Consider the following 20,327-nt stretch of genomic DNA (forward strand, 5'->3'; position numbering starts at 1 on the left):
CGCCCGGGCGGGGGGTTCAGAGCAATATTTGAGGTTCGCCGGTCAGCGCAGCGCCGGGTGGTCCGCGACCACCGTGGCCGAGCCGGGAGCGATCTCCGTGAAGCCCGCGTCGCGGACCAGGGGAAGGCCGCTGGTGGTGAGTTCGCGCCAGTGGGCCGGGGTGGCTGTGCGGACGGCGAGGGGGTAGCCGGCGGTACGCCAGGCTTCGCGGGCCGCGTCGGACAGCGCCCACCAGGCGAGCTGGGCGCCGTGGCCGACCTGGGCCATCTCCTTGCCGGCCGACATCTCCAGCTCCGGGTTGAGCCAGAGCACGGGGGCGGTGCGGTCGGGGCCGGCGGGCGGCTCCGGGTCGCCCAGTTCGGTGCCGGAGACCTGGAGCTTGGCCAGCTCCTTGGGCCAGCCGTCCAGCGGGATCGGCGGGAAGACGCGTACCTCGGCGGTGGCGCCGGTCAGTGTGATGCCGGGGAGCTCCTGCGCGCGGCGCCACTCCGCGCCCCGCGCCCGCCGGACCACCTTGCGGATGCGGGCGTCCTCCCAGTCCCGTACCGCCTCGGCCCACTCGCCGTCGCCGCGCGCCCGCTCGTCCCCGAGCAGGACGAGCACGGCGCGTGCGGCGGTCTCCAGCGCGTCGGTACGGGCGGGCGGCGCGCTCTTCTCGATACGTACGACGAGGGGCAGCACGAACTGCGGGGCCTCGTCGCGCGGGGTGGGCTCGGTCTGGAAGGGGCTGTCGCCGGGGGCGGCTGGAACATGGGTCACGTCAGCCAACCCTACGAGCAGTCCGACGCCGGTCAGCGCGGGGTGCCGGACTCCCGGATCAGCTCCGACACCTTCACGAACCGGTAGCCCTTCCTGCGCAGCTCCGGCACCACCGAGCGGACGACCTTCTCGGTCGTCGGGGCGGCGCTGCGGGTGCAGTGCATGACGACCACCGAACCGGGCTTCACCCCGTCCAGCACCTGGCGCACGACCGCGTCGGCGTCCGTGGCGAAGGCGTCGCCGCTGATCACGTCCCACTGGACGGCGGTGACACCGGCGCCGCTGATGGCGCGCAGCGCGTCCCGGTCGTAGCAGCCGCCGGGGAAGCGGAAGTACGGCATGGGGTGCGGCACGCCCGCCTTGCGCAGGGCGGCGTAGGTGCGCTGGACCTCGGTCAGCTGGGCGTCCGGGGCGACGGTCGGCAGGCCGTAGCAGTCGCCGGTGAACGAGTAGTGGCTGTAGGAGTGGTTGGCCACCTCGAACTGGGCGTCGCGCCCGAGGGCACGGGCCTGGTCCGGGTACTCCTCGGCCCAGCGGCCGGTCATGAAGACGGTCGCCGGGACCTTCAGCGTGCGCAGGGCGCCGACCAGACCGGGGTTGTCGAAACGCTCACCGGCGGCGGCGCGGGGCCCCTCGTCGGCGGTCATGTCGGCGTCGAAGGTCAGCGCGACGGTCTTGCCCTTGTCGCGCGGGCCGTGCTCGAACACGGGGGTGAGGCCGCCCGGACCCGGCGCCATGGTGGGGGTACCGGACGGGGACGGGGAGGCGGAGGAGGCGTGGGGCTCGGCGTGCGCCGGGCGCGCCGGCTTGGCGGGGTCCGCGGTGCCGCAGGCGGCGAGGGCCGCGCCTAGGACGCAGACGGCGGTGATACGGCGTGCGAGTGCAATCACCATATGAAAATAGGGCTGTCCAGCTGGTCGTATGTTCACCCACCCACCGACGCGGCGAGAGGGTCACTCGCGCGGCGGGTGGGGTGTCACCTCACCTCGGTGGACGGCTGGTCGAGGATCGCGCCGAGTTCGGGGGTCTTGGTGACGGCGTCGAGGTCCGGTGTCCCGGACAGCGGGACGGGCCCGACGGGCGGTGCCGGCTCCGGAGCGGGCTCCTTCTTCGTCTCCCCGGCCGGGGCCGGATCGCGGGCGCCCCGTTCCAGGAAGTGGAGGAGTTCCACCGGGATGGGCAGGACCAGGGTCGAGTTCTTCTCGGCGGACACCGCCATCACCGTCTGGAGCAGCCGGAGCTGGAGGGCGGTCGGGGTGTCCGACATCTGCTGCGCGGCCTCGGCCAGCTTCTTGGACGCCTGGAGTTCCGCGTCCGCGTTGATGATGCGGGCCCGGCGCTCCCGGTCGGCCTCGGCCTGGCGGGCCATCGAGCGCTTCATGGTGTCCGGCAGGGAGACGTCCTTGATCTCGACCCGGTCGATCTGGACGCCCCAGCCCACGGCCGGGCTGTCGATCATCAGCTCCAGGCCCTCGTTGAGCTTCTCCCGGTTGGACAGCAGATCGTCCAGGTCGCTCTTGCCGATGATCGACCTGAGCGAGGTCTGCGCCATCTGCGACACCGCGAACTTGTAGTCCTCCACCCGCACCAGCGCACTGGTCGGATCGACGACCCGGAAGTAGACCACCGCGTCCACCCGCACGGTGACGTTGTCCCGTGTGATGCCCTCCTGGGCCGGGATCGGCAGCGTGACGATCTGCATGTTCACCTTGTGCAGCCGGTCCACGAACGGAACGATCAGCGTCAGCCCGGGCGAGCGGGGCTCACCGGTGATCCGTCCCAGCCGGAACAGCACTCCCCGTTCGTACTGCTTGACGACACGCATCGCCGCGGCCAGCAGCACGAGACCCATGGCGCCGGCCACCGCTATGAGCGTGATCACGAGCTCCAACATGGTCGCCCCCGTCACCGAGAGGTCCGTTTAATCCCTTACTCAACAGTACGTCCCGTATGTGCGCGGAAGCTATGGCCTGTGGGCAAGGAACCCGTGGACACAGCAGGGGGCCGGGGTGACGGGAACGCTCCCGTCACTCCGGCCCCCTCCGCGTCCAGGCTCAGCCCGCCGGTGTCCCGGCCGGCTGAGCCGCCCCGGCTCCGGACGTCAGCCGTACCGGTTCCGTTCCGTCAGCGCTGTGCCGCTCGGCCCAGTTCTCCAGGGCGGTGCGGCAGGCGTGGTCCAGGTGCAGCAGGCCGGAGAGGTCCAGCCGGACCGGGCGGTCCTTGGGCAGCGCCTCCAGACTGTCCAGTATTTTCGGCAGCCTGAGGAAGGTCGCGTTGCCCGACAGATAAGCGTCCACCGGGCCCGCGCCCTTGTCCATGACGGTGACCTTGATGTGCGACGCCTCCCAGGCGGTCTTGACGATCGCCAGCGCCAGCCCGATCAGCACGCCCTCGAACATGCCGACCGCCACGATGGACAACGCTGTCACCGTGAGTATCAGCGCCTCGCCGCGCTGCTCACGCCACAGCCCCGCCAGCGCCCTGACCGGCACCAGCTTGGCCCCCGAGTAGATCAGGACGCCCGCCAGCGACGGCAGCGGGATGTGGGCGAGGGCGCCCGGCAGCAGCGCCGCGAACAGCAGCAGCCAGACACCGTGCATCACTCGGGACGCCTTGGTCCGGGCGCCCGCCTGCACATTGGCCGCGCTACGGACGATCACCGCCGTCAGCGGCAGCGCGCCGAGCAGCCCGCACACCGTGTTGCCGACGCCCTGGGCGGTCAGCTCACGGTCGTACTCGGTGCGCGGGCCGTCGTGCAGCCGGTCCACGGCGGCCGCGCTGAACAGCGACTCGGCGGACGCGATCAGGGTGAACGCGACGATCGTGCCGAGCACCGCCACATCGGCGAACTCGGCGAAGGCGCTGAGCGGCGGCGGCTGGACGGCACCCAGCAGCCCCTGCACCTCCACCATCGCCACCCGCATGCCGAACACCGGCACGGCCAGCGTGGCGAGCCCGACGGCGGCGAGCGGACCGGGCACCGTACGCACCTTCGACGGGAGGTTCTTCCACCCCACCATGACGGCGATGGTGCCCGCGCACAGCGCCAGCGAGGCCAGCGCCCTGCCGTCGCCGACCGCGCCCGCGAGACCGCGCGGCAGACCGAGCATCTTGTCCAGCCCGGCGTCCGGAGCCTTGGCGGCCATCGCCGGGTACAGCTGGCCGGCCACCAGGACCAGCCCGATTCCGGCCAGCATGCCCTCCACGACCGCCAGCGATATGGCCCGGAAGTACCGGCCGAGCCGCAGCACTCCCATCACGATCTGGAGCAGCCCGGTGGCGAGCACGATCGCGCCCAGCACCGGCAGCCCGAACTCCTTGACCGCCTCGAAGACCAGCACCGTCAGCCCGGCCGCGGGGCCGGACACCTGCAGGCTGCTGCCGCGCAGCACGCCGGTGACGAGACCACCCACGATGCCGGTGACCAGCCCGAGTTCGGCCGGTACCCCGGAGGCGACGGCCACGCCCACGCACAGCGGTAGCGCGACCAGGAAGACGACGAGGGACGCGGCGAAGTCCCGCCGCAGATACGGAACGCGCGATATGTGCCCTTGCCCGGTCACCGGCGCGCTCACAGGGCTTCGAAGGTGTCGGTGTCGGGCCGGTGCGCGCGCACGGCCCCGGTGTGGACCTCGTAGTACCAGGCGTGCAGGGTGAGTGTGCCCTCCGCCGTCCGGCGCTCGACGCACGGGTACGAGCGCAGACGCAGCAGTTGGGTCAGCGCGTGGCACTGCACGCCCTCGGCGACCTCCGGGTCCTCGGCCGCACCGGCCGGGCGCGGGGCGGCGTGCGCCAGCCAGTCGCGCACGGCGGGTACGGCGGTCAGGTCGTCGCCGCGCACGAGCGCGCCGACCGCGCCGCAGTGCGAGTGACCGCAGACGACGATGTCGCGGACGCCGAGCACCTCGACGGCGTACTCGATGGTGGCGGCCTCGCTGGTGGGGTGCTCGGAGGTGTGCGGCGGGACGATGTTGCCCGCGGTGCGCAGCTCGAACAGCTCGCCGGGGCGGGCGCCCGTGATCAGGGCGGGGACGACCCGTGAGTCGGAGCAGGTGATGAACAGGACCTGGGGGGACTGGCCCTCGGCGAGGCGGGCGAACTCCTCGGGGCGCCGGCCGAACGTGCGGGCGTAGTCGATGAGGGGCTGCATGATGGTGGACTCCTCCTGGCGCGCCGTACGGCGCGTCGGGCTTGCACGACTGTGGTGGGGGGAGCGAGCCCGCCCGTCAGCAGCGGAAGACTTGAAGGACTGCCGTGGAATGGGCTCCGGAGGATCTGGTGACACCGGCGTCCGGCGTGCCGGACCGCGTGGGCGGTGCGGGCTCGGCCGGCCGCCGGGATATGAGCGGGCGCTCCGGCGCGGGAGTGGGCGCGGCGCCGCGCTGGCGGTGCCGGTCGGTATGGGCGGCGACCGGCGGCGTCTTGGGACGGCGGGGTTCGCGGGCCAGGTCCACGCCTTCGCCCGCGGGCTGGGCGACGAGGACGATCCCCGGCGCGTCGTTGGCCTTTGCCTCACCGAGCGTATGTGCGGTGGCGAAGGGTCCGGAGGGCGCGAAGAGCTGGAGGGAGAGCAGCGCGACCGCGAAGAGGGCGAGCGCCGCACCGAGCGTCCTGCCTCGGGACATGCGTACCCCCCTGCGGAATCCCACGTCTCTTGCGCGCACCAAGCGTTGGTCAATGAATGGTCAAGAAACACGTTAACCCGGCGAGAGGCTTTGCAGGGTTAACGACGGGTTACACGCGGCAGGAAGCGTGAAAAAAGCGGGTCAAGCGGCTGGAATCAGCCCTTGACCCGCATAAGTTGATGGGATATCAGAAACGGGGCGCCCGGTCTGTTACTCCGTCACCAGAGGCTTGGCGTCGCGCGCCAGCGCGGTGAGCCGGGAGATCGCGCGGAAGTACTTCTTGCGGTAGCCGCCGTTCAGCATCTCCTCGCTGAACAGCTTGTCGAAGGGCAGGCCCGAGGCCAGCACCGGTACCTCCCGGTCGTAGAGCCGGTCGGCCAGCACCACCAGCCGCAGCGCCGTCGACTGGTCCGGCACCGGCCGCACATCGGTGAGGCAGACCGCGCGCACCTCGTCGGTCAGTGCGCCGTACCGGCTCGGGTGCACCCTCGCCAGGTGCTCCAGGAGCCGCGGGAAGGCGTCCAGCGAGGCGCCCTCGGCGCGGTAAGCGGCCTTGGTCACCTGCTCGTCGGTGTACGGCGCCGGGGCCTCGGGCAGGCCGCGGTGGCGGTAGTCCTCGCCGTCGATGCGCAGGGCGCGGAAGTGGGCGGACAGGCCCTGGATCTCGCGCAGGAAGTCGGCCGCCGCGAACCGGCCCTCGCCCAGCTTGCCGGGCAGCGTGTTGGAGGTGGCGGCCAGTGCGACGCCCGCCTCGACCAGCTTGCCGAGCAGGCTGGAGACCAGCACCGTGTCGCCGGGGTCGTCCAGCTCGAACTCGTCGATGCACAGCAGGGCGTGGCCGGACAGTGTCCGGACCGTCTGCTGGAAGCCGAGGGCGCCCACCAGGTTGGTCAGCTCCACGAAGGTGCCGAACGCCTTGCGGGAGGGCTCGGCGGGGGTGGCGTGCCAGAGCGAGGCGAGCAGGTGGGTCTTGCCGACGCCGTAGCCGCCGTCCAGGTAGATCCCGCGCGGGCCGGCCGGGGCCTTGGCCTTCGGGCGGCCGAAGCCGAACAGGCCCCGCTTGCCCTCGCCGGGACGGGCGCCGCCGAGTCCCGCCGCGAAGTCCTCCAGCACGCCCACGGCGTCGGTCTGGCTGGGCTGGTTCGGGTCCGGGATGTAGGTGGCGAAGCGCACCGAGTCGAAGCGGGGCGGCGGCACCATCTCGGCGACCAGACGGTCGGCCGGGACGTGCGGCTCACGCGCGCACAGGGACAGCGGACCGGCGTCGGTCAGCGGGGTGGAGCCGGAGGCTGCGGTGGAGGACACGGTTACCCATGCTAATCGCCATGTCACACTGCACGAATGCGACGCCTGTTCCCTGTGACCGACGAAACAGCAGCTGGGGCCGCCCGCCAGGAGGGTGCCGCGCCGGACGGGGCCGGTGAGTGGAGTCTGGCCGAACTGGCCGCCGTCTACGCCTATCCCGCCTCCGGCGACGGCGGTCCCCGCACCTGGCTGCGGGCCAACATGGTCTCCACCCTGGACGGCGCGGCCCAGCACGGCGGGCGCTCCCAGCCCATCTCCTGCGCGGCCGACATGCGCATCTTCGGCACGCTGCGGGCGCTCGCGGACGTCGTGCTGGTCGGTGCGGAAACGGTTCGGCAGGAGGGGTACCGGCCCGCTCGCGCCCGTACCGAGTTCGCGGCGGCGCGGGAGGCGGCGGGGCAGGGGCCGGCTCCGGCCGTGGCGGTGGTGTCGGGCAGCCTCGACCTGGACTTCTCGCTTCCGCTGTACACCTCGCCGCTGGTCCCGACGGTCGTGCTCACCGGTGCTGACGCGCCCGCCGACCGGGTGGCCGCCGCCGAGCGGGCCGGGGCGCGGGTGATCGTCGCGGGGGAGGGGCGGCGGGTCGATCCCCGACGGGCCGTGGAGGCGCTCGCCGGGCTCGGGTACGTCCGGCAGCTCACCGAGGGCGGGCCGCGGCTGCTGGGGCAGCTGGTCGCCGCCGGGGTGCTGGACGAGCTGTGTCTGACGCTGTCCCCCATGCTCACCGCGGGGGACGCGCAGCGCATCGCGGGCGGTCCCGGTGTCTCCCTGCCGCGCCGGTTCGCGCTCGCGTCGCTGCTGGAGGAGGACGGATTTCTGTTCGGGCGGTACCGCCGGCCCTGAAAACAGCGGAATCTACCGTTCCGTTTAGCTTCCGGGGGGCACACTTAGTCCCGGTGCCTCCCCGTGCGGTAACGAGGCAGGATGGTTTCCGCAGGCCCGGTTCGGGCCAACGGAGGACAGAGGGTCACGAGGACCCTCGAGGGAGAAGAGGCGGCTGGTGTTCACAAGCGTTCTGATGATCGAGAAAGCCCTGACGTCGGCCGACGTGGAGTTCGTGACGACCTTGCACGGGGACGAGCCGGTCTTCTTCCATGTGCTGCTCCAGCCGCGCGGTGACCAGGCGGACCGGCTGCTGCGGGCCATCGACGACATCGCCCTCGGCGAGCTGGACGAGGCCGTGCACGAGGGCGAGACGCCCGAGGGCACGGACGCGCGGGGCGTGGGGGAGAAGGCCCTGGAGGTCTCCCTCCAGGCGCTGCGCGCCGCCGGGAGCCGGGCCGAGGGAAGACTCGTCGAGAACCACCCGCTGGAGGCGCTCAAGTCCCTCGTCGCGGAGGTGGACGCCGACGAGGTCATCGTCCTCACCGACCCCCACTACGTCGAGGAGTTCTTCCACCGTGACTGGGCCTCCCGCGCCCGCCACAAGGTCGGCGTCCCGGTCCTGAAGCTCTTCAGCCACAGCAAGGCGTAGCCCCGCGGAGCCGCGCTCCTCACCCGGCGCGCCAGTGGCCGGGGTGCGGGAGGGGCCGGATCTGCGCATAGGGTGGGCCTCCTCTGGCTCGCTCGTATATGGGAGAAGAACGCATGGCACCCGGCCTTCCTATCGCCATGGACCGACCGCACTTCATCGGGATCGGGGGGGCCGGGATGTCGGGGATCGCCAAGATCCTGGCCCAGCGTGGGGCGCGGGTGGCGGGGAGTGACGCCAAGGAGTCCGCGACCGCCGAGGCGCTGCGGGCCCACGGAGCGACCGTGCACATCGGGCACGCCGCAGGCCACCTCGCCGACGACGCGAGCTGTGTCGTCGTCTCCTCCGCGATCCGGCAGGACAACCCCGAGCTGGCCCGCGCCGCCGAGCTGGGCATCCCCGTGGTGCACCGCTCCGACGCGCTCGCCGCGCTGATGGAGGGCCTGCGGCCGATCGCGGTGGCCGGTACGCACGGCAAGACCACCACCACCTCGATGCTCGCGGTCTCCCTGACCGAGCTGGGCGCCCGCCCGTCGTACGCCATCGGCGGCGACCTGGACGCCCCCGGCTCCAACGCCCTGCACGGCGAGGGCGAGATCTTCGTGGCCGAGGCGGACGAGAGCGACCGCAGCTTCCACAAGTACGCCCCCGAGGTCGCCATCGTCCTCAACGTCGAGCTGGACCACCACGCCAACTACGCCTCGATGGACGAGATCTACGAGTCCTTCGAGACCTTCGCGGGGAAGATCGTCCCCGGCGGCACCCTGGTGATCTCCGCCGACCACGAGGGCGCCCGCGAGCTGACCCGCCGGGTGACCGGTGTGAAGAAGGTGACCTACGGCGAGGCCGAGGACGCCGACGTGCGGGTCCTCAAGATCGTCCCGCAGGGCCTCAAGAGCCAGGTCACCGTGCTGATGGACGGCCGCGAGCTGACCTTCGCCGTCTCCGTCCCCGGCCGCCACTACGCGCTCAACGCCGTCGCCGCGCTCGCCGCCGGCGTCGCTCTCGGCCTGCCCGCCGACGAGCTGGCCCCCGCCCTCGCCGCGTACACCGGCGTCAAGCGGCGCCTCCAGCTCAAGGGCGAGGAGGCGGGCGTCCAGGTGATCGACTCCTACGCCCACCACCCCACCGAGATGACCGCCGACCTGGAGGCCATGCGCGGCGCCGCCGGGGACGACCGCCGCATCCTCGTCGTCTTCCAGCCGCACCTGTTCTCCCGCACCCAGGAGCTGGGCAAGGAGATGGGCCAGGCCCTCGCCCTCGCCGACGCCTCCGTGGTGCTCGACATCTACCCGGCGCGCGAGGACCCGATCCCCGGCATCACCAGCGCGCTGATCATCGAGGCCGCCCGCGCGGCCGGCGCCGACGTCACCGCCGTGCACGACAAGGCGGACATCCCCGAGGTCGTCGAGGGAATGGCGAAGCCCGGTGATCTCGTTCTCACCATGGGCGCGGGTGACGTCACCGACCTGGGCCCGCTGATCCTGGACCGCCTGTCGCAGAAGTAAAGGGGCTGATCCTCATGGCGTACGACGTCGAGAAGCCGGACGAGCAGTGGCGGGCGGAGCTGAGCCCGGCCGAGTACACGGTGCTGCGCCAGGCGGGCACCGAACCCGCCTTCACCGGTGAGTACACGGACACCAAGACCGAGGGTGTCTACTCCTGCCGGGCCTGTGGCGCCGACCTGTTCACCTCGGACACCAAGTTCGCCTCGCACTGCGGCTGGCCGTCCTTCTTCGACCCGAAGGACAGCGACGCGGTCGAGCTGATCGAGGACCGCTCGCACGGGATGGTCCGCACCGAGGTCCGCTGCTCCAACTGCGGTTCCCACCTCGGCCACGTCTTCGAGGGCGAGGGCTACCCCACGCCCACGGACCAGCGGTACTGCATCAACAGCATCTCGCTGCGCCTCACCCCGCAGGAGAGCTGACACCGTCCCCGACGATGCCCACCCGCCGGAAGCGGCGGGTGGGCATCGTCGTTCGTGGGGGGGTGGGGGGCGGTATGAGCGGTGTCACATGATCAGATGAATGGATGGGGCATGGCTGGGTAGCAGCCTCCCGATTCATGGGACCGTCCGGCCGTGGCACGACCACGGGTGTGCGCGCCCGCACCCGGTCCGGTCGCCCTTCCGCGCTGTCCGGGTGGCGTGGCCCGTGCCGACTGGACTCGGCCGGGACGGTCCAGGCACTCCTGCCAACCGAAGGGCGCGCGGCGTTTTGATACGGATAGATTCAGTCACCAAGCGATACTCGGACGGCACGGTCGCGGTCGACCGGCTGTCGCTCGACATACCGGACCGCGCGATCACCGTCCTCGTCGGCCCCTCCGGCTGCGGCAAGACGACCACCCTGCGGATGATCAACCGGATGGTGGAGCCCAGCGAGGGCAGCATCCTCCTCGACGGCGCCGACATCCGGCAGCAGCCCGTCAACTCCCTGCGCCGGTCCATGGGTTACGTCATCCAGAACGCCGGGCTCTTCCAGCACCGCACCGTCATCGACAACATCATCACCGTGCCCCGCCTGCTCGGCTGGAGCAAGGGCAAGGCCCGTGAGCGCGCGGCCGAGCTGATGGAGCGGGTGGGGCTGGACAGTTCGCTCGCCAAGCGTTACCCCTACCAGCTCTCCGGCGGCCAGCAGCAGCGCGTCGGCGTGGCCCGGGCGCTCGCCGCCGACCCGCCGGTCCTCCTCATGGACGAGCCGTTCTCCGCCGTCGACCCGGTGGTCCGCAAGGGACTCCAGGACGAACTGCTGCGCATCCAGGACGAGTTGGGCAAGACCATCGTCTTCGTCACCCATGACATCGACGAGGCGGTGAAGCTCGGCACCATGGTCGCCGTCCTGCGCACCGGCGGACACCTCGCCCAGTTCGCGCCGCCCGCCGAACTGCTCACCGCGCCCGCCGACCCCTTCGTGGAGGACTTCCTCGGCGCCGACCGGGGCATCCGCCGGCTGTCGTTCTTCCCGTCCGACGCGCTGGAGCTGGAGACCGGGCCGATCGTCCCCCTGGACGCCGACGCCACCCGGCTCACCCCCCGCGGCGGCGCCCCTTACCTGCTGGTCACCGACGCCGACGGCCGGCCGCTCGGCTGGGGCGAGCCGGGCGCGCTCACCGCGGGTGCCATCGACACCGGGCGACTCCTGTCGCACGGCAGGCCGTTCCGGCCGGGTACGGACTCGCTGCGCACCGCGCTCGACGGCGCCGTGCTGTCGCCGACCGGCTGGGCCGTGGCCGTCGACGGAGAGGGGCGCGCGGTCGGCGTGGTCTCGCAGGCGGCGATCGGCGAGGCCATCCGCACCGCGCACAGCGAGGACCGTCCGGAGGTGACGGCGGCCGGATGAACGGCTTCTTCGACCTCCCCAGCGACCTCCAGCACAGCTACCTCGGCCTGATCGGCCTGCACCTGCGCGAAGCGCTGCTGCCGGTGCTGGCCGGACTCCTGCTCTCGCTGCCCGTCGCCCAGCTCTGCGCCCGCTTCCGCTGGCTGTACCCGCCGGTCCTCGGCGTCACCACGGTGCTGTACGCGATCCCGTCGCTGGCGTTCTTCGTCATCCTCATCGACTACACCGGGCAGAGCGAGATGACGGTCATGATCCCGCTCGCCGTGTACAGCCTGGTCGTGCTCGTGCCCGCCATCGTGGACGGCGTCCGCTCGGTGCCCCCGGAGACCCTGGCCGCCGCCGAGGCGATGGGACTCGGCGCCGTACGGCGTTATCTCCAGGTGCAGTTGCCCATCGCCGTGCCCGCCATCATCGCGGGCCTCAGAGTCGCCACCGTGTCCAGCATCTCGCTGGTCAGCGTCGGCATGCTCATCGGCAACCAGGGCGCCCTCGGCAACATGCTGAACGACGCCAACCTCTACCACCGGCCGGAACTCGCGGTGAACTCCGTAGTGACGACAGCCCTGCTGGCGATCCTCGTCGACGCGGCGCTGGTGCTCACCCGCAATCTGCTGACCCCGTGGATGCCGAAGAAGGGTGCCGCCCGGTGAACGTCCTGGACTTCGCGCACTCCTTCTTCGCCGACTCCGCCCGCTGGCACGGTTACGACGGCATCCCCACCCGCCTGCTGGAGCACGTCGGTTACTCCCTGGAGGCGCTCGCCATCGCGGCGCTCATCGCGCTGCCCGTGGGGCTGATCGCCGGGCACCTGAGGCGCGGCGGCAACGCCCTGTCGATGGTCGCCACGGCCGGCCGGGCGCTGCCCAGCTTCGGCCTGCTGGTGCTGCTGTTCATCTGGTTCGGCTTCGGCACGCTGCCCGTGATGGTGCCGCTCGTCGTGCTCGCCGTACCGCCCATCCTCGTCACCACCTACGAGGCGATCCAGACCGTCGACCCGTCCCCCGTGGACGCGGCGCGCGGGATGGGCATGACCGAGCCGCGCATCCTGTTCCAGGTCGAACTCCCGGTCGCGCTCCCGGTGATCCTCGGCGGACTGCGCACTGCGGCCGTCCAGATCGTCTCCACGGCGACCATCGCCGCGTACGTCAGCTTCGGCGGGCTCGGCCGGTACATCATCGACGGGCTCTACCAGAAGGACTACGAGAAGGTCGTCGGCGGCGCCACCCTGGTGGCCGGACTCGCCCTGGTGACCCTCCTGGTGTTCTGGGCGCTGTCGAAGCTCACCGTCTCGCCGGGGGTCCGGCGCAGTGGATGACCCCTTCGGCGGGGCGTTCATGCTCCCGACACAAACGGGCGCGATCGAGGCCAATCGGTGACCTCGCTTCCCTTGACTGACAAATCACGAACTGGCTTGGATCAACAGGTGACTTACAACAACCGCATCAGCAAGTCCATCCGGGGGAACCGAGGGGCGGCGCTGGTCGCCCTCGCGGCGGCGACGACGCTGCTTGCGGGCTGTGGCTCCTCCGACGGCAAGTCCGACAACCCGCTGACCGGAGGCGAGGCGAGCGGTGACACCGTCGTCGTCGGCTCCAACAACTTCGCCGAGAGCATCCTGCTCGCCGACATCTACGGCGAGGCCCTCAAGGCCAAGGGCGTCAAGGTCAAGTACCAGCCCAACATCGGCAGCCGCGAGACCACCTACGGTCTGCTGAAGAACGGCTCCGTGACGCTGCTGCCGGAGTACAACGGCGCGCTGCTTGCCTACCTCGACCAGAAGGCGGCCCCGAAGTCGACCGAGGAGACCACCAAGGCCATCGAGGCCAAGCTGGACTCCAAGCTGACCCTGCTGGACCCCTCCCCGGCGGAGGACAAGGACTCGGTCACCATCAACGCGGCCACCGCGAAGAAGTACAACCTGACCGCCAAGTCCTCCATCGGTGACCTCAAGGGCATCGCCAAGGACCTGGTCATCGGCGGCTCCCCGGAGTTCCAGACCCGCCACCAGGGCCTGGCCGGCCTGAAGTCGCTGTACGGCCTGGAGTTCAAGTCCTTCAAGTCCCTGGACGCGGGCGGCCCGCTCACCCAGGCGGCGCTGAAGAAGGACTCCGTGCAGGCCGCGGACCTCTTCACCACCGACCCGGTGATCGCCAAGGAGAAGTTCGTCGTCCTGAGCGACCCGAAGAACCTCTTCGGCTTCCAGAACGTCCAGCCGCTCGTGCGCAAGAACGCGGTGCCGAAGAAGGGTGTCGACGCGCTCAACGCCGTCTCCGCCAAGCTGGACACCAAGGCCCTGCTCGACCTGGACACCCAGGTGCAGGTCCAGCACAAGGACCCGCTGGACGTCGCCAAGGCATGGCTGAAGGCCAACGGCCTCGGCTGACCCCACCGCACCGCACCATCCGGACCGCCCGGCCGACGCCACCGCGTCGCCGAGCGGTCCGCGTGCGCGCGGACGGCGCCGCTCCCTGATCCGGCCTGACCGGCAGGACACCCCCTAGACTGACTGGTCGGACAGCGGCCGATCAGCCGGGACGCGGCGAGGAGGAGAGCAGTGGCGACAGGGCCCGGCAGCGGCCGGCAGGACCCCTCCCCGCAGGTTCTCGCCGAGGCGGCGGCCGCCTTCGGGCTGCTCGCCTCCCCGGCCCGGCTGCACCTGGTCTGGGCGCTCGCCCAGGGCGAGAGCGATGTCACCGGGCTCGCCGAGCGGGTCGGTGGCGCGCTGCCCGCCGTCAGCCAGCACCTCACCAAGCTCAAGCTCGCCGGACTCGTCCGCTCGCGCCGCGAGGGCCGCCGCCAGGTGTACTTCGTCGACGCCGACGAACAGGCCGCGCTCGTGGACGTCGTCCACCTGCTGGTCGGCCGGCTCACCGAACAGACGGCACCCGCCGCCCCGGCCCGCCGCCTGCGCGGACTGTGACCCAAGTGCCGGACACCTCGCTGCGGCTCCTGCGGCGCCTGGAGACCGGCCCGCGCGGACTGACCGAGACCGAGGCCGCCGCCCGGCTGGCCGAGCACGGCGAGAACACCCCGGCCGCCGCACCGCCCGCCCCGTCCTGGCCCCGCCGCTCCGTACGGGCCCTGCGCGACCCGTTCACCGCCGTACTGCTCACCCTCGGGCTGGTGTCCGCGTTCGTCGCCTCCTGGGGCACCGCCGCCGTGATCCTCGCCCTGGTCGCCGTCAGCTGCGCGCTGCGCGCCGCCGGGGAACGCCGCGCCGACCGCTCCCTCGCCGCGCTGCGCGGTCTGGTCACCGGCACCGCGACCGTACTGCGCCGCGCCGGCCGCGCGGACGAGCCGCGCGTCCGCGAGGTGCCGGTCGCCGACCTCGTACCGGGTGACATCGTCCGGCTCGGCCCCGGCGACCTCGTACCGGCCGACGTACGGCTGCTGCGTGCGCGGGGGCTGACCGTGCGGCAGGACACGCTCACCGGCGAGTCCGCGCCGGTCGCCAAGCAGGCGGCCGACGCGCCGAGGCGCTTCGCCGAGTCCCATCTGTGCTTCCAGGGCAGCCATGTCGTCTCGGGCAGCGCCAGCGCCGTGGTGGTGGCGACCGGGGCGCGCACCCGGTTCGGCGCCGCCCAGCGGGTCCCCGCGCGGCGGGGGCCGAGCGCATTCGACAGGTCCGTGCACGGCATCTCCTGGGTGCTGGTCCGGTTCATGCTGCTCACCCCGCCGCTCGTCCTCATGGCGAGCGCCGCCGTGCACGGCCGGGTCCTCCAGACGCTGCCGTTCGCGGTGGCGGTGGCCGTGGGGCTCACCCCCGAGATGCTCCCGGTGATCGTCACCACCTGTCTGGCACGCGGCGCGTCCCGGCTGGCCGACGCCCACCGGGTCGTCGTACGGCGGCTGCCCGCGCTGCACGACCTCGGCGCGGTCGACGTGCTCTGCCTGGACAAGACCGGCACCCTCACCAGGGACCGGCCCGTCCTCGCCGCCGCGCTCGGGCCGGACGGCCGGGACGACCCCGAGGTGCTGCGCTGGGCCGCCGTCGCCGCCTGGTGGGGCCTCACCCTCTCCGAGCTCCCGGCCCCCGACGCCCTGGACGAGGCCCTGCTGAGCGCTGCCGGGCCGGTGGGGGAGGAGTACGACGGGGTCGCCGCGCTCCCCTTCGACCCGGCCCACCGGCTGGCCACCGCCGTGGTCACCGGCGCCCTCGGCCGGCATGTGCTGATCACCAAGGGTGCCGCCGAGGCCGTGCTGGAGCGGTGCGAGCTGTCCGACGCGGAGCGCGGCCGGCTGCTCGGGCTCGCCGCGCGGCAGGCGGAGTCCGGGCTGCGCGTCCTCGCCGTCGCCACCGCCGAACTCCCGGCCCGCATCCGGCCCTACCGTGCCGAGGACGCCCGCGGGCTCACCTTCCGCGGCCTGCTCACCTTCCGCGACGATCTGGCGCCCGGCGCCGCCGGCGCCCTGCGCACCCTGACCGGGCTCGGCGTCGAGGTGCGCGTCCTGACCGGCGACCACCCGGCCACCGCCGTACGCGCGTGCCGGGACCTCGGACTGACGGTGGGGGAGGTGCGTACCGGCGGCGCACCGGAGGCCGCCGGGACACCGGGCGCCGTCACGGTCGTGGCCCGGTGCACGGCCGAGGACAAGGCGCGTGTGGTGGCCGGACTCCGCGCCGCCGGGCACACGGTCGGCTTCCTCGGGGACGGCGTCAACGACGTGCCCGCGATGCTCGCCGCCGACGTGGGCGTGGCACCGCGCGGAGCCGTCGACGTGGCGCGCGAGAGCGCGGACGTGGTGCTCGGCGAGAAGGACCTCGGCGCGCTCGGGCACGCCGTGCTCGCCGGACGGCACAGCAGCGCCAACATCGCCTCCTACCTGCGTGTCACCCTCTCCTCCAACCTCGGCAACGTCCTCGCCATGCTCGCCGCCGGGCTGCTGCTGCCCTTCCTGCCGATGCTCCCGGCCCAGGTCCTCGCGCAGAACCTCTGCTTCGACGCCTCCCAGCTCGCCTTCGCCGACGACCGGCCCGACCCCGAGGCGCTGCGCCGGCCGACCAAGCTGCGGCCGCCCGCCTTCCTGCGCTTCCTCACCGGCTTCGGCCTGCTCAACGCGGTCGCGGACCTCGCCACCTTCGCCGTGCTCCTCGCCCCGCGCAACGGTGCCGGCCTGGGTGGCGAGGCGCTGTTCCACTCGGCCTGGTTCACCGAGAACCTGCTCGCCCAGGCGCTGGCGATGCTGCTCCTGCGCTCCGGGCGCCGCATCGCGGGCGGCCGGCCCGGCCCGGTCGGCTGGGCCTCGGCCGCGCTGGCCGGGGCCGGACTGCTGCTGCCGGCCACCCCCCTGGGCGCGGTCCTCGGGCTGACCGCGCTGCCCGCCGGCCGCTACCTCCTGCTGGCCGCCGTCCTCGTGCCGTACGCCCTCGCGCTGGTCGTGGCGAGGGTGCGCCACGACCGGCGTCAGCCGTAGGTGAGGTTCGCGCAGGGGTTGTCGTCCGCCGAACGCGCACCGTTGGCCACCTCGCTGGGTACCGAGGAGGACGTCGAGGACGGTGTGGGGTCGGTCGCGTACGCCTGGCCGAGGACCACGTTGATCCGGGGCGCGCCGATCTGCTCCAACTGGGCGCCGGGGAAGACCTTGGCCACCGTCCGGGCGCGGTCCGCCATGCCGGGGCCGTACTGGACGACCGTCGCCAGATGGTTCTGGGAGAGCGCGGTGGCCGTACCGGTGACGGTGAAGCCGGACGCGGTCAGCGCGGCCGAGCCCTTGGCGGCGAGGCCGGTCACCGTGGTGCCGTTGTAGACCGCCACGGCGATGCCCTTGCCGGAGACCGGGGCGGGGGAGTGGCCGGCCGGGCCGGGCTTCTTCGCCGCGTGGCCCTTCCCGCCGCTGGCGTCGGCGCCGTCGATCGTACGGTCCGCCTTCAGCGCGGCCCACAGCTCACCGGCGTCCGGCTCCACGACCGCGACCCGCGCGCCCGCGTACCGCCAGGGCACGGTGACGAACTTGGTGTTGTGCAGGTCCACGTTCTTCAGCGACATGGCGAACGACAGCAGCTTGTCGGCGCTGCCCAGTCCGGGGTCGACGGTCATCGACCTGGTCGCCGCGTCGGCCAGCGGCAGCAGCTTGGTCGGGGTGAACCCCTTGTCCTTGACCTCCTTCAACAGGCTGCCGACGAACGCCTGTTGCCGCTTGATCCGCCCTATGTCGGAGCCGTCCCCGATGCCGTGCCGCAGGCGCACGTAGTCCAGCGCCTGCTGGCCCGCGACCCGCTGCTCGCCCTGCCGGAAGAGGAGCGTGCCCCGGCTGGTCCGGTTGGGGTTGAGGTCCTTCTGGTACACGTCGTTGGGCAGGCACACCTTCACCCCGCCGACGACCTGGGTGAGCGCGGCGAAGCCCTTGAAGTCCACGACCACCGTGTGGTCCACGCGGAGGCCGGTGAGCTGCTCCACGGTGTTCTGCGTGCAGGCCGGGTTGCCCTTGTCGGTCTCGCCGACCGAGAAGGCCGCGTTGAACATGGTGTTCGGCTGGGCCTGGGTCCAGCCGCCGGTGGGCAGCTTGCAGGGCGGGATCGTCACCAGGGTGTCGCGCGGTATCGACACGGCCAGCGCGTGCTTGTGGTCGGCGTATATGTGCAGCAGCAGCGTGGTGTCGGAGCGGCCGATGCCGTCCCTGTCGCCGCCGCCCAGCGCCGCGTTGCCGTCGGTGCGCGCGTCCGAGCCGATCACCAGGACGTTCTCACCCTTGGACGAGCCCGCCGGGCGGTTGTCGGAGAGGCCGCCCGCGTCGAAGGTCTGGATGTTGCCGTTGAGCTTCAGGTACACCCAGCCGGCCCCCGCGCCGCCGAGGACCACCAGCGACAGGCAGACGAGGAGCGCCACCCGTGCCCTGCGCGCACGACGGCGCCGCCGGTCCCGCGCGCCGGACCGGGTCCCGCGGCCCGCGTCGCCGGAATCGCCCTGGCTCTCCGGGGAGCCCCGGCCGCCGCCGCGTCGCCGTGACGGTGCCGTCCCCCGGCTGCTCGTGATGCTCATCGCCCGCCCTCTTGTGCCTCTCCCTGGGTTGTACAGTTGCGCAATGTAGCAATCATCGCTGAACAGGCCGGAGGCGCGGGAGCCCCTGGCCGTCGGGAACCGCGTGGGAAAAGGGAGGGCGATCGTGCTCCGTAATGGACTGGAACCCTGGCATCTGCTGGTCGTGGCGATCGTCTTCATCGTGCTGTTCGGCTCCAAGAAGCTGCCGGACACCGCTCGCTCGCTGGGCCGGTCCCTGCGCATCCTCAAGAGCGAGGCGAAGGCGATGAAGGACGAGAGTGCCGCTCCCGCCGCACCCACGCCGGCCGACCCCGCTGTGCGGTGAACTCGGCACGCCCAGGGAGAAGTTCCCGCATCACCTGAAAGAGGGAGAACCCGGCGGCAGGGTGCCGCCGGGTCCGAGGGAAGCCGCTGGTCAGGCGCCGGCGCGCTCCCGGCGCCGCTGTCGTCGGGACACGCGGGCCTCCTGGTCGGGCAGCCAGCCGAAGGCGAGGCAGCTGCCGACGACCCCGAGGAGCAGGCCGACGAAGAAGCCGCCCAGGTTGGACGTGAGCCAGCTGCCCAGCGAGACCAGGACGCCGACGATCGAGTAGAACAGCCGCTGGGCCGGGTTGAAGAGGACCAGCAGCCCGAGCAGCAGCATCAGGGCCGGCAGCAGATAGCCCGCCAGCCCCTGCATGCCGATGTGCATGACGACCTTCAGTGACGCCTTCTCGGTGAGCAGGATCTCGGCCCCGCCCAGCGCGAGCAGCAGCCCGCCCCAGAACGGCCGCCGTCCCCGCCAGTCACGGAAGGCCGCCCGCGCCGTCCGGCGCCCAGGCTCCGCCATCGGCTCAGCAGCCCGAGTCGCTGAAGCCCAGCTTCAGACCGGGCAGCTTGAACACCCCGGCGGTGGTCGCGTAGTTGGTCTGGCGCAGATTGGCGATGTGCACGGTGTCGGCCTGCTGGGAGAAGACGCCGATCGGGCCCCTGGCGTTGGCCTTGTTCAGCGTGCTGGCGTCGTTGCCGATCTCGATGTGGTCGAAGGAGGCGTTGCCCGACAGTTCGGTGGAGTCGGTGGTCAGATCGGTGGCCGTCACCTTCGTCCTGCCCTGGCCCGCCTTGATCAGCAGGTTGGTGCCGCCCAGGTCGACGCTCTGGCACAGCTTGGTGAGGGTCGCGCTCTTGATCGCTGAGGTGACGACGAGCACCTGCCCGCCGGTGTCACCCGCGTTCGGGCTGCCGTCCGCCATGTTGTCCAGGCCGCCGAACTGCTCGAAGCCGGTGCCGTTCAGCTCGGTCGCCGTGACGGTGAAGGGCATGCCGGAGATGGCGAACTGCACACCCAGCGCGCCCTCGGCGGTCAGGATCGCGAGCCCGGCCGCGACAAGGGTGGCGGGGACCGCCAGTACGGCGGCCCGGCGGTACCGGACGCGCCCGCGCCGTACGCCGCCGGCCGGTTCGGGTGCGGGGTTGGGGTCGGTGGACGAGAGGTCCGGGGACGAGGCCATGTCTGCTCCCATGGGCGTAGATCCATGCGGGTTTCAGGTGGCGCGTTGTCCTGGCGCGGACAAGGGCGGCCGCGTGGGCCGCCTCGCTGTTTCCCGGTGGACGCGAGGGCTCTGGCCGGTTACGCGACGGTAGCCTTCTCGGAAGTTACCGCCGGTTACATTGAAGGGTCAAGAGAGTTGTGAAAAGTGGGTGCCGACCCTGCGCAGGTGCGTGCCACTGACCTCCAACTCCCTTGCCGCGTCTTGACGTTGGTGTCACATCAGGTCTACAACTCTGCCTGATCTCCTCGGGACCGTGGCGCCGGGCCCGACCCGCGGCACGCGCCGGTTCCCGGCTTCTCCGGGCGGCCGTC

General features: G+C 72.1%; 21 protein-coding genes. 11 read left to right on the forward strand and 10 right to left on the reverse strand.

Annotation, left to right across the window (positions count from 1 at the left end; genetic code table 11):
• Window positions 1-42 precede the first annotated feature (42 nt).
• The 7 genes from E5082_RS18540 to zapE all read right to left on the reverse strand — a co-directional run bounded on the left by E5082_RS18540 (window position 43) and on the right by zapE (window position 6,689).
• Entirely contained in the window at window positions 43-759 is a 717-nt protein-coding gene (locus tag E5082_RS18540; protein WP_135792351.1) for a peptidyl-tRNA hydrolase, read from the reverse strand.
• A 32-nt stretch (window positions 760-791) separates the two neighbouring features.
• Complete coding sequence (locus E5082_RS18545; RefSeq protein ID WP_135792352.1) at window positions 792-1,649, reverse strand: polysaccharide deacetylase family protein; 858 nt, start codon at window positions 1,647-1,649, stop codon at window positions 792-794.
• A gap of 86 nt (window positions 1,650-1,735) precedes the next feature.
• The gene (locus E5082_RS18550; RefSeq protein ID WP_135792353.1) at window positions 1,736-2,653 is read right to left on the reverse strand and encodes a slipin family protein; all 918 of its coding nucleotides are present in this window, start codon (window positions 2,651-2,653) and stop codon (window positions 1,736-1,738) included.
• 160 nt (window positions 2,654-2,813) lie between these two features.
• Entirely contained in the window at window positions 2,814-4,322 is a 1,509-nt protein-coding gene (locus E5082_RS18555; RefSeq protein WP_135792519.1) for a SulP family inorganic anion transporter, read from the reverse strand.
• An 8-nt stretch (window positions 4,323-4,330) separates the two neighbouring features.
• Complete coding sequence (locus E5082_RS18560) at window positions 4,331-4,909, reverse strand: carbonic anhydrase (protein ID WP_135792354.1); 579 nt, start codon at window positions 4,907-4,909, stop codon at window positions 4,331-4,333.
• 76 nt (window positions 4,910-4,985) lie between these two features.
• A complete protein-coding gene (locus E5082_RS18565; protein ID WP_135792355.1) occupies window positions 4,986-5,384 on the reverse strand; it encodes a hypothetical protein in 399 nt (132 codons plus the stop codon).
• A gap of 210 nt (window positions 5,385-5,594) precedes the next feature.
• Complete coding sequence (zapE, locus tag E5082_RS18570) at window positions 5,595-6,689, reverse strand: cell division protein ZapE (protein WP_135792356.1); 1,095 nt, start codon at window positions 6,687-6,689, stop codon at window positions 5,595-5,597.
• 36 nt (window positions 6,690-6,725) lie between these two features.
• Here zapE and E5082_RS18575 point away from each other — a divergent pair, with 36 nt between their 5' ends.
• The 10 genes from E5082_RS18575 (at window position 6,726) to mgtA (ending at window position 16,919) form a co-directional block, all read left to right on the forward strand.
• On the forward strand, window positions 6,726-7,532 hold the full coding sequence (locus tag E5082_RS18575; RefSeq protein WP_135792357.1) for a pyrimidine reductase family protein: 807 nt from the start codon (window positions 6,726-6,728) through the stop codon (window positions 7,530-7,532).
• Between the two features lie 175 nt (window positions 7,533-7,707).
• On the forward strand, window positions 7,708-8,163 hold the full coding sequence (locus E5082_RS18580; RefSeq protein ID WP_086693102.1) for an indole-3-glycerol phosphate synthase: 456 nt from the start codon (window positions 7,708-7,710) through the stop codon (window positions 8,161-8,163).
• Between the two features lie 113 nt (window positions 8,164-8,276).
• A complete protein-coding gene (murC, locus tag E5082_RS18585; RefSeq protein ID WP_135792358.1) occupies window positions 8,277-9,668 on the forward strand; it encodes a UDP-N-acetylmuramate--L-alanine ligase in 1,392 nt (463 codons plus the stop codon).
• Window positions 9,669-9,682: 14 nt separating this feature from the next.
• Window positions 9,683-10,090: a peptide-methionine (R)-S-oxide reductase MsrB gene (gene msrB / locus E5082_RS18590; protein ID WP_130336996.1), complete on the forward strand. Its 408-nt coding sequence runs from the start codon at window positions 9,683-9,685 to the stop codon at window positions 10,088-10,090.
• Between the two features lie 289 nt (window positions 10,091-10,379).
• Window positions 10,380-11,504, forward strand: coding sequence for an ABC transporter ATP-binding protein (locus tag E5082_RS18595; protein ID WP_167514095.1), 1,125 nt, complete (start codon window positions 10,380-10,382; stop codon window positions 11,502-11,504).
• The gene (locus E5082_RS18600; RefSeq protein WP_086693097.1) at window positions 11,501-12,154 is read left to right on the forward strand and encodes an ABC transporter permease; all 654 of its coding nucleotides are present in this window, start codon (window positions 11,501-11,503) and stop codon (window positions 12,152-12,154) included. The genes E5082_RS18595 and E5082_RS18600 overlap by 4 nt, the downstream gene beginning before the upstream one ends.
• The gene (locus E5082_RS18605) at window positions 12,151-12,819 is read left to right on the forward strand and encodes an ABC transporter permease (RefSeq protein ID WP_135792359.1); all 669 of its coding nucleotides are present in this window, start codon (window positions 12,151-12,153) and stop codon (window positions 12,817-12,819) included. Before E5082_RS18600 ends, E5082_RS18605 begins: the two co-directional genes overlap by 4 nt.
• 108 nt (window positions 12,820-12,927) lie before the next feature.
• Complete coding sequence (locus E5082_RS18610; RefSeq protein ID WP_135792360.1) at window positions 12,928-13,887, forward strand: ABC transporter substrate-binding protein; 960 nt, start codon at window positions 12,928-12,930, stop codon at window positions 13,885-13,887.
• Between the two features lie 171 nt (window positions 13,888-14,058).
• Window positions 14,059-14,424, forward strand: a complete 366-nt coding sequence (locus tag E5082_RS18615; protein WP_135792361.1) for an ArsR/SmtB family transcription factor — start codon at window positions 14,059-14,061, stop codon at window positions 14,422-14,424.
• A gap of 5 nt (window positions 14,425-14,429) precedes the next feature.
• Window positions 14,430-16,919, forward strand: a complete 2,490-nt coding sequence (gene mgtA / locus E5082_RS18620) for a magnesium-translocating P-type ATPase (protein ID WP_135792362.1) — start codon at window positions 14,430-14,432, stop codon at window positions 16,917-16,919.
• Here the strand turns inward: mgtA and E5082_RS18625 are convergent.
• Window positions 16,910-18,484 carry an LCP family protein gene (locus tag E5082_RS18625; RefSeq protein WP_135792363.1) on the reverse strand — a complete coding sequence of 525 codons (1,575 nt, stop codon included), beginning with the start codon at window positions 18,482-18,484 and terminating at the stop codon, window positions 16,910-16,912. The two genes, mgtA and E5082_RS18625, sit on opposite strands and share 10 nt — an antisense overlap.
• Window positions 18,485-18,608: 124 nt before the next feature.
• Between E5082_RS18625 and tatA the strand changes: the two genes are divergently transcribed.
• Window positions 18,609-18,809 (forward strand): Sec-independent protein translocase subunit TatA, encoded by a 201-nt coding sequence (tatA, locus tag E5082_RS18630; RefSeq protein WP_135792364.1) that lies wholly within the window; start codon window positions 18,609-18,611, stop codon window positions 18,807-18,809.
• A gap of 90 nt (window positions 18,810-18,899) precedes the next feature.
• Here the strand turns inward: tatA and E5082_RS18635 are convergent, their stop codons facing one another.
• Window positions 18,900-19,313 carry a DUF6114 domain-containing protein gene (locus E5082_RS18635; RefSeq protein ID WP_135792365.1) on the reverse strand — a complete coding sequence of 138 codons (414 nt, stop codon included), beginning with the start codon at window positions 19,311-19,313 and terminating at the stop codon, window positions 18,900-18,902.
• A 4-nt stretch (window positions 19,314-19,317) separates the two neighbouring features.
• A complete protein-coding gene (locus E5082_RS18640) occupies window positions 19,318-19,974 on the reverse strand; it encodes a DUF6230 family protein (protein ID WP_135792521.1) in 657 nt (218 codons plus the stop codon).
• Window positions 19,975-20,327 lie beyond the last annotated feature (353 nt).

Origin of the sequence: Streptomyces griseoluteus (assembly GCF_004784465.1) — a bacterium.
Taxonomy (GTDB): Bacteria; Actinomycetota; Actinomycetes; order Streptomycetales; family Streptomycetaceae; genus Streptomyces; species Streptomyces griseoluteus.

Coding starts and splice junctions, on each gene's coding strand:
- E5082_RS18560 (WP_135792354.1), bottom strand. CDS start 4,909: ATGCAGCCCCTCATCGACTACGCCCGCACGTTCGGCCGGCGCCCCGAG.
- E5082_RS18550 (WP_135792353.1), bottom strand. CDS start 2,653: ATGTTGGAGCTCGTGATCACGCTCATAGCGGTGGCCGGCGCCATGGGT.
- E5082_RS18640 (WP_135792521.1), bottom strand. CDS start 19,974: ATGGCCTCGTCCCCGGACCTCTCGTCCACCGACCCCAACCCCGCACCC.
- E5082_RS18575 (WP_135792357.1), top strand. CDS start 6,726: ATGCGACGCCTGTTCCCTGTGACCGACGAAACAGCAGCTGGGGCCGCC.
- E5082_RS18625 (WP_135792363.1), bottom strand. CDS start 18,484: ATGAGCATCACGAGCAGCCGGGGGACGGCACCGTCACGGCGACGCGGC.
- E5082_RS18600 (WP_086693097.1), top strand. CDS start 11,501: ATGAACGGCTTCTTCGACCTCCCCAGCGACCTCCAGCACAGCTACCTC.
- murC (WP_135792358.1), top strand. CDS start 8,277: ATGGCACCCGGCCTTCCTATCGCCATGGACCGACCGCACTTCATCGGG.
- msrB (WP_130336996.1), top strand. CDS start 9,683: ATGGCGTACGACGTCGAGAAGCCGGACGAGCAGTGGCGGGCGGAGCTG.
- E5082_RS18580 (WP_086693102.1), top strand. CDS start 7,708: ATGATCGAGAAAGCCCTGACGTCGGCCGACGTGGAGTTCGTGACGACC.
- E5082_RS18565 (WP_135792355.1), bottom strand. CDS start 5,384: ATGTCCCGAGGCAGGACGCTCGGTGCGGCGCTCGCCCTCTTCGCGGTC.
- E5082_RS18635 (WP_135792365.1), bottom strand. CDS start 19,313: ATGGCGGAGCCTGGGCGCCGGACGGCGCGGGCGGCCTTCCGTGACTGG.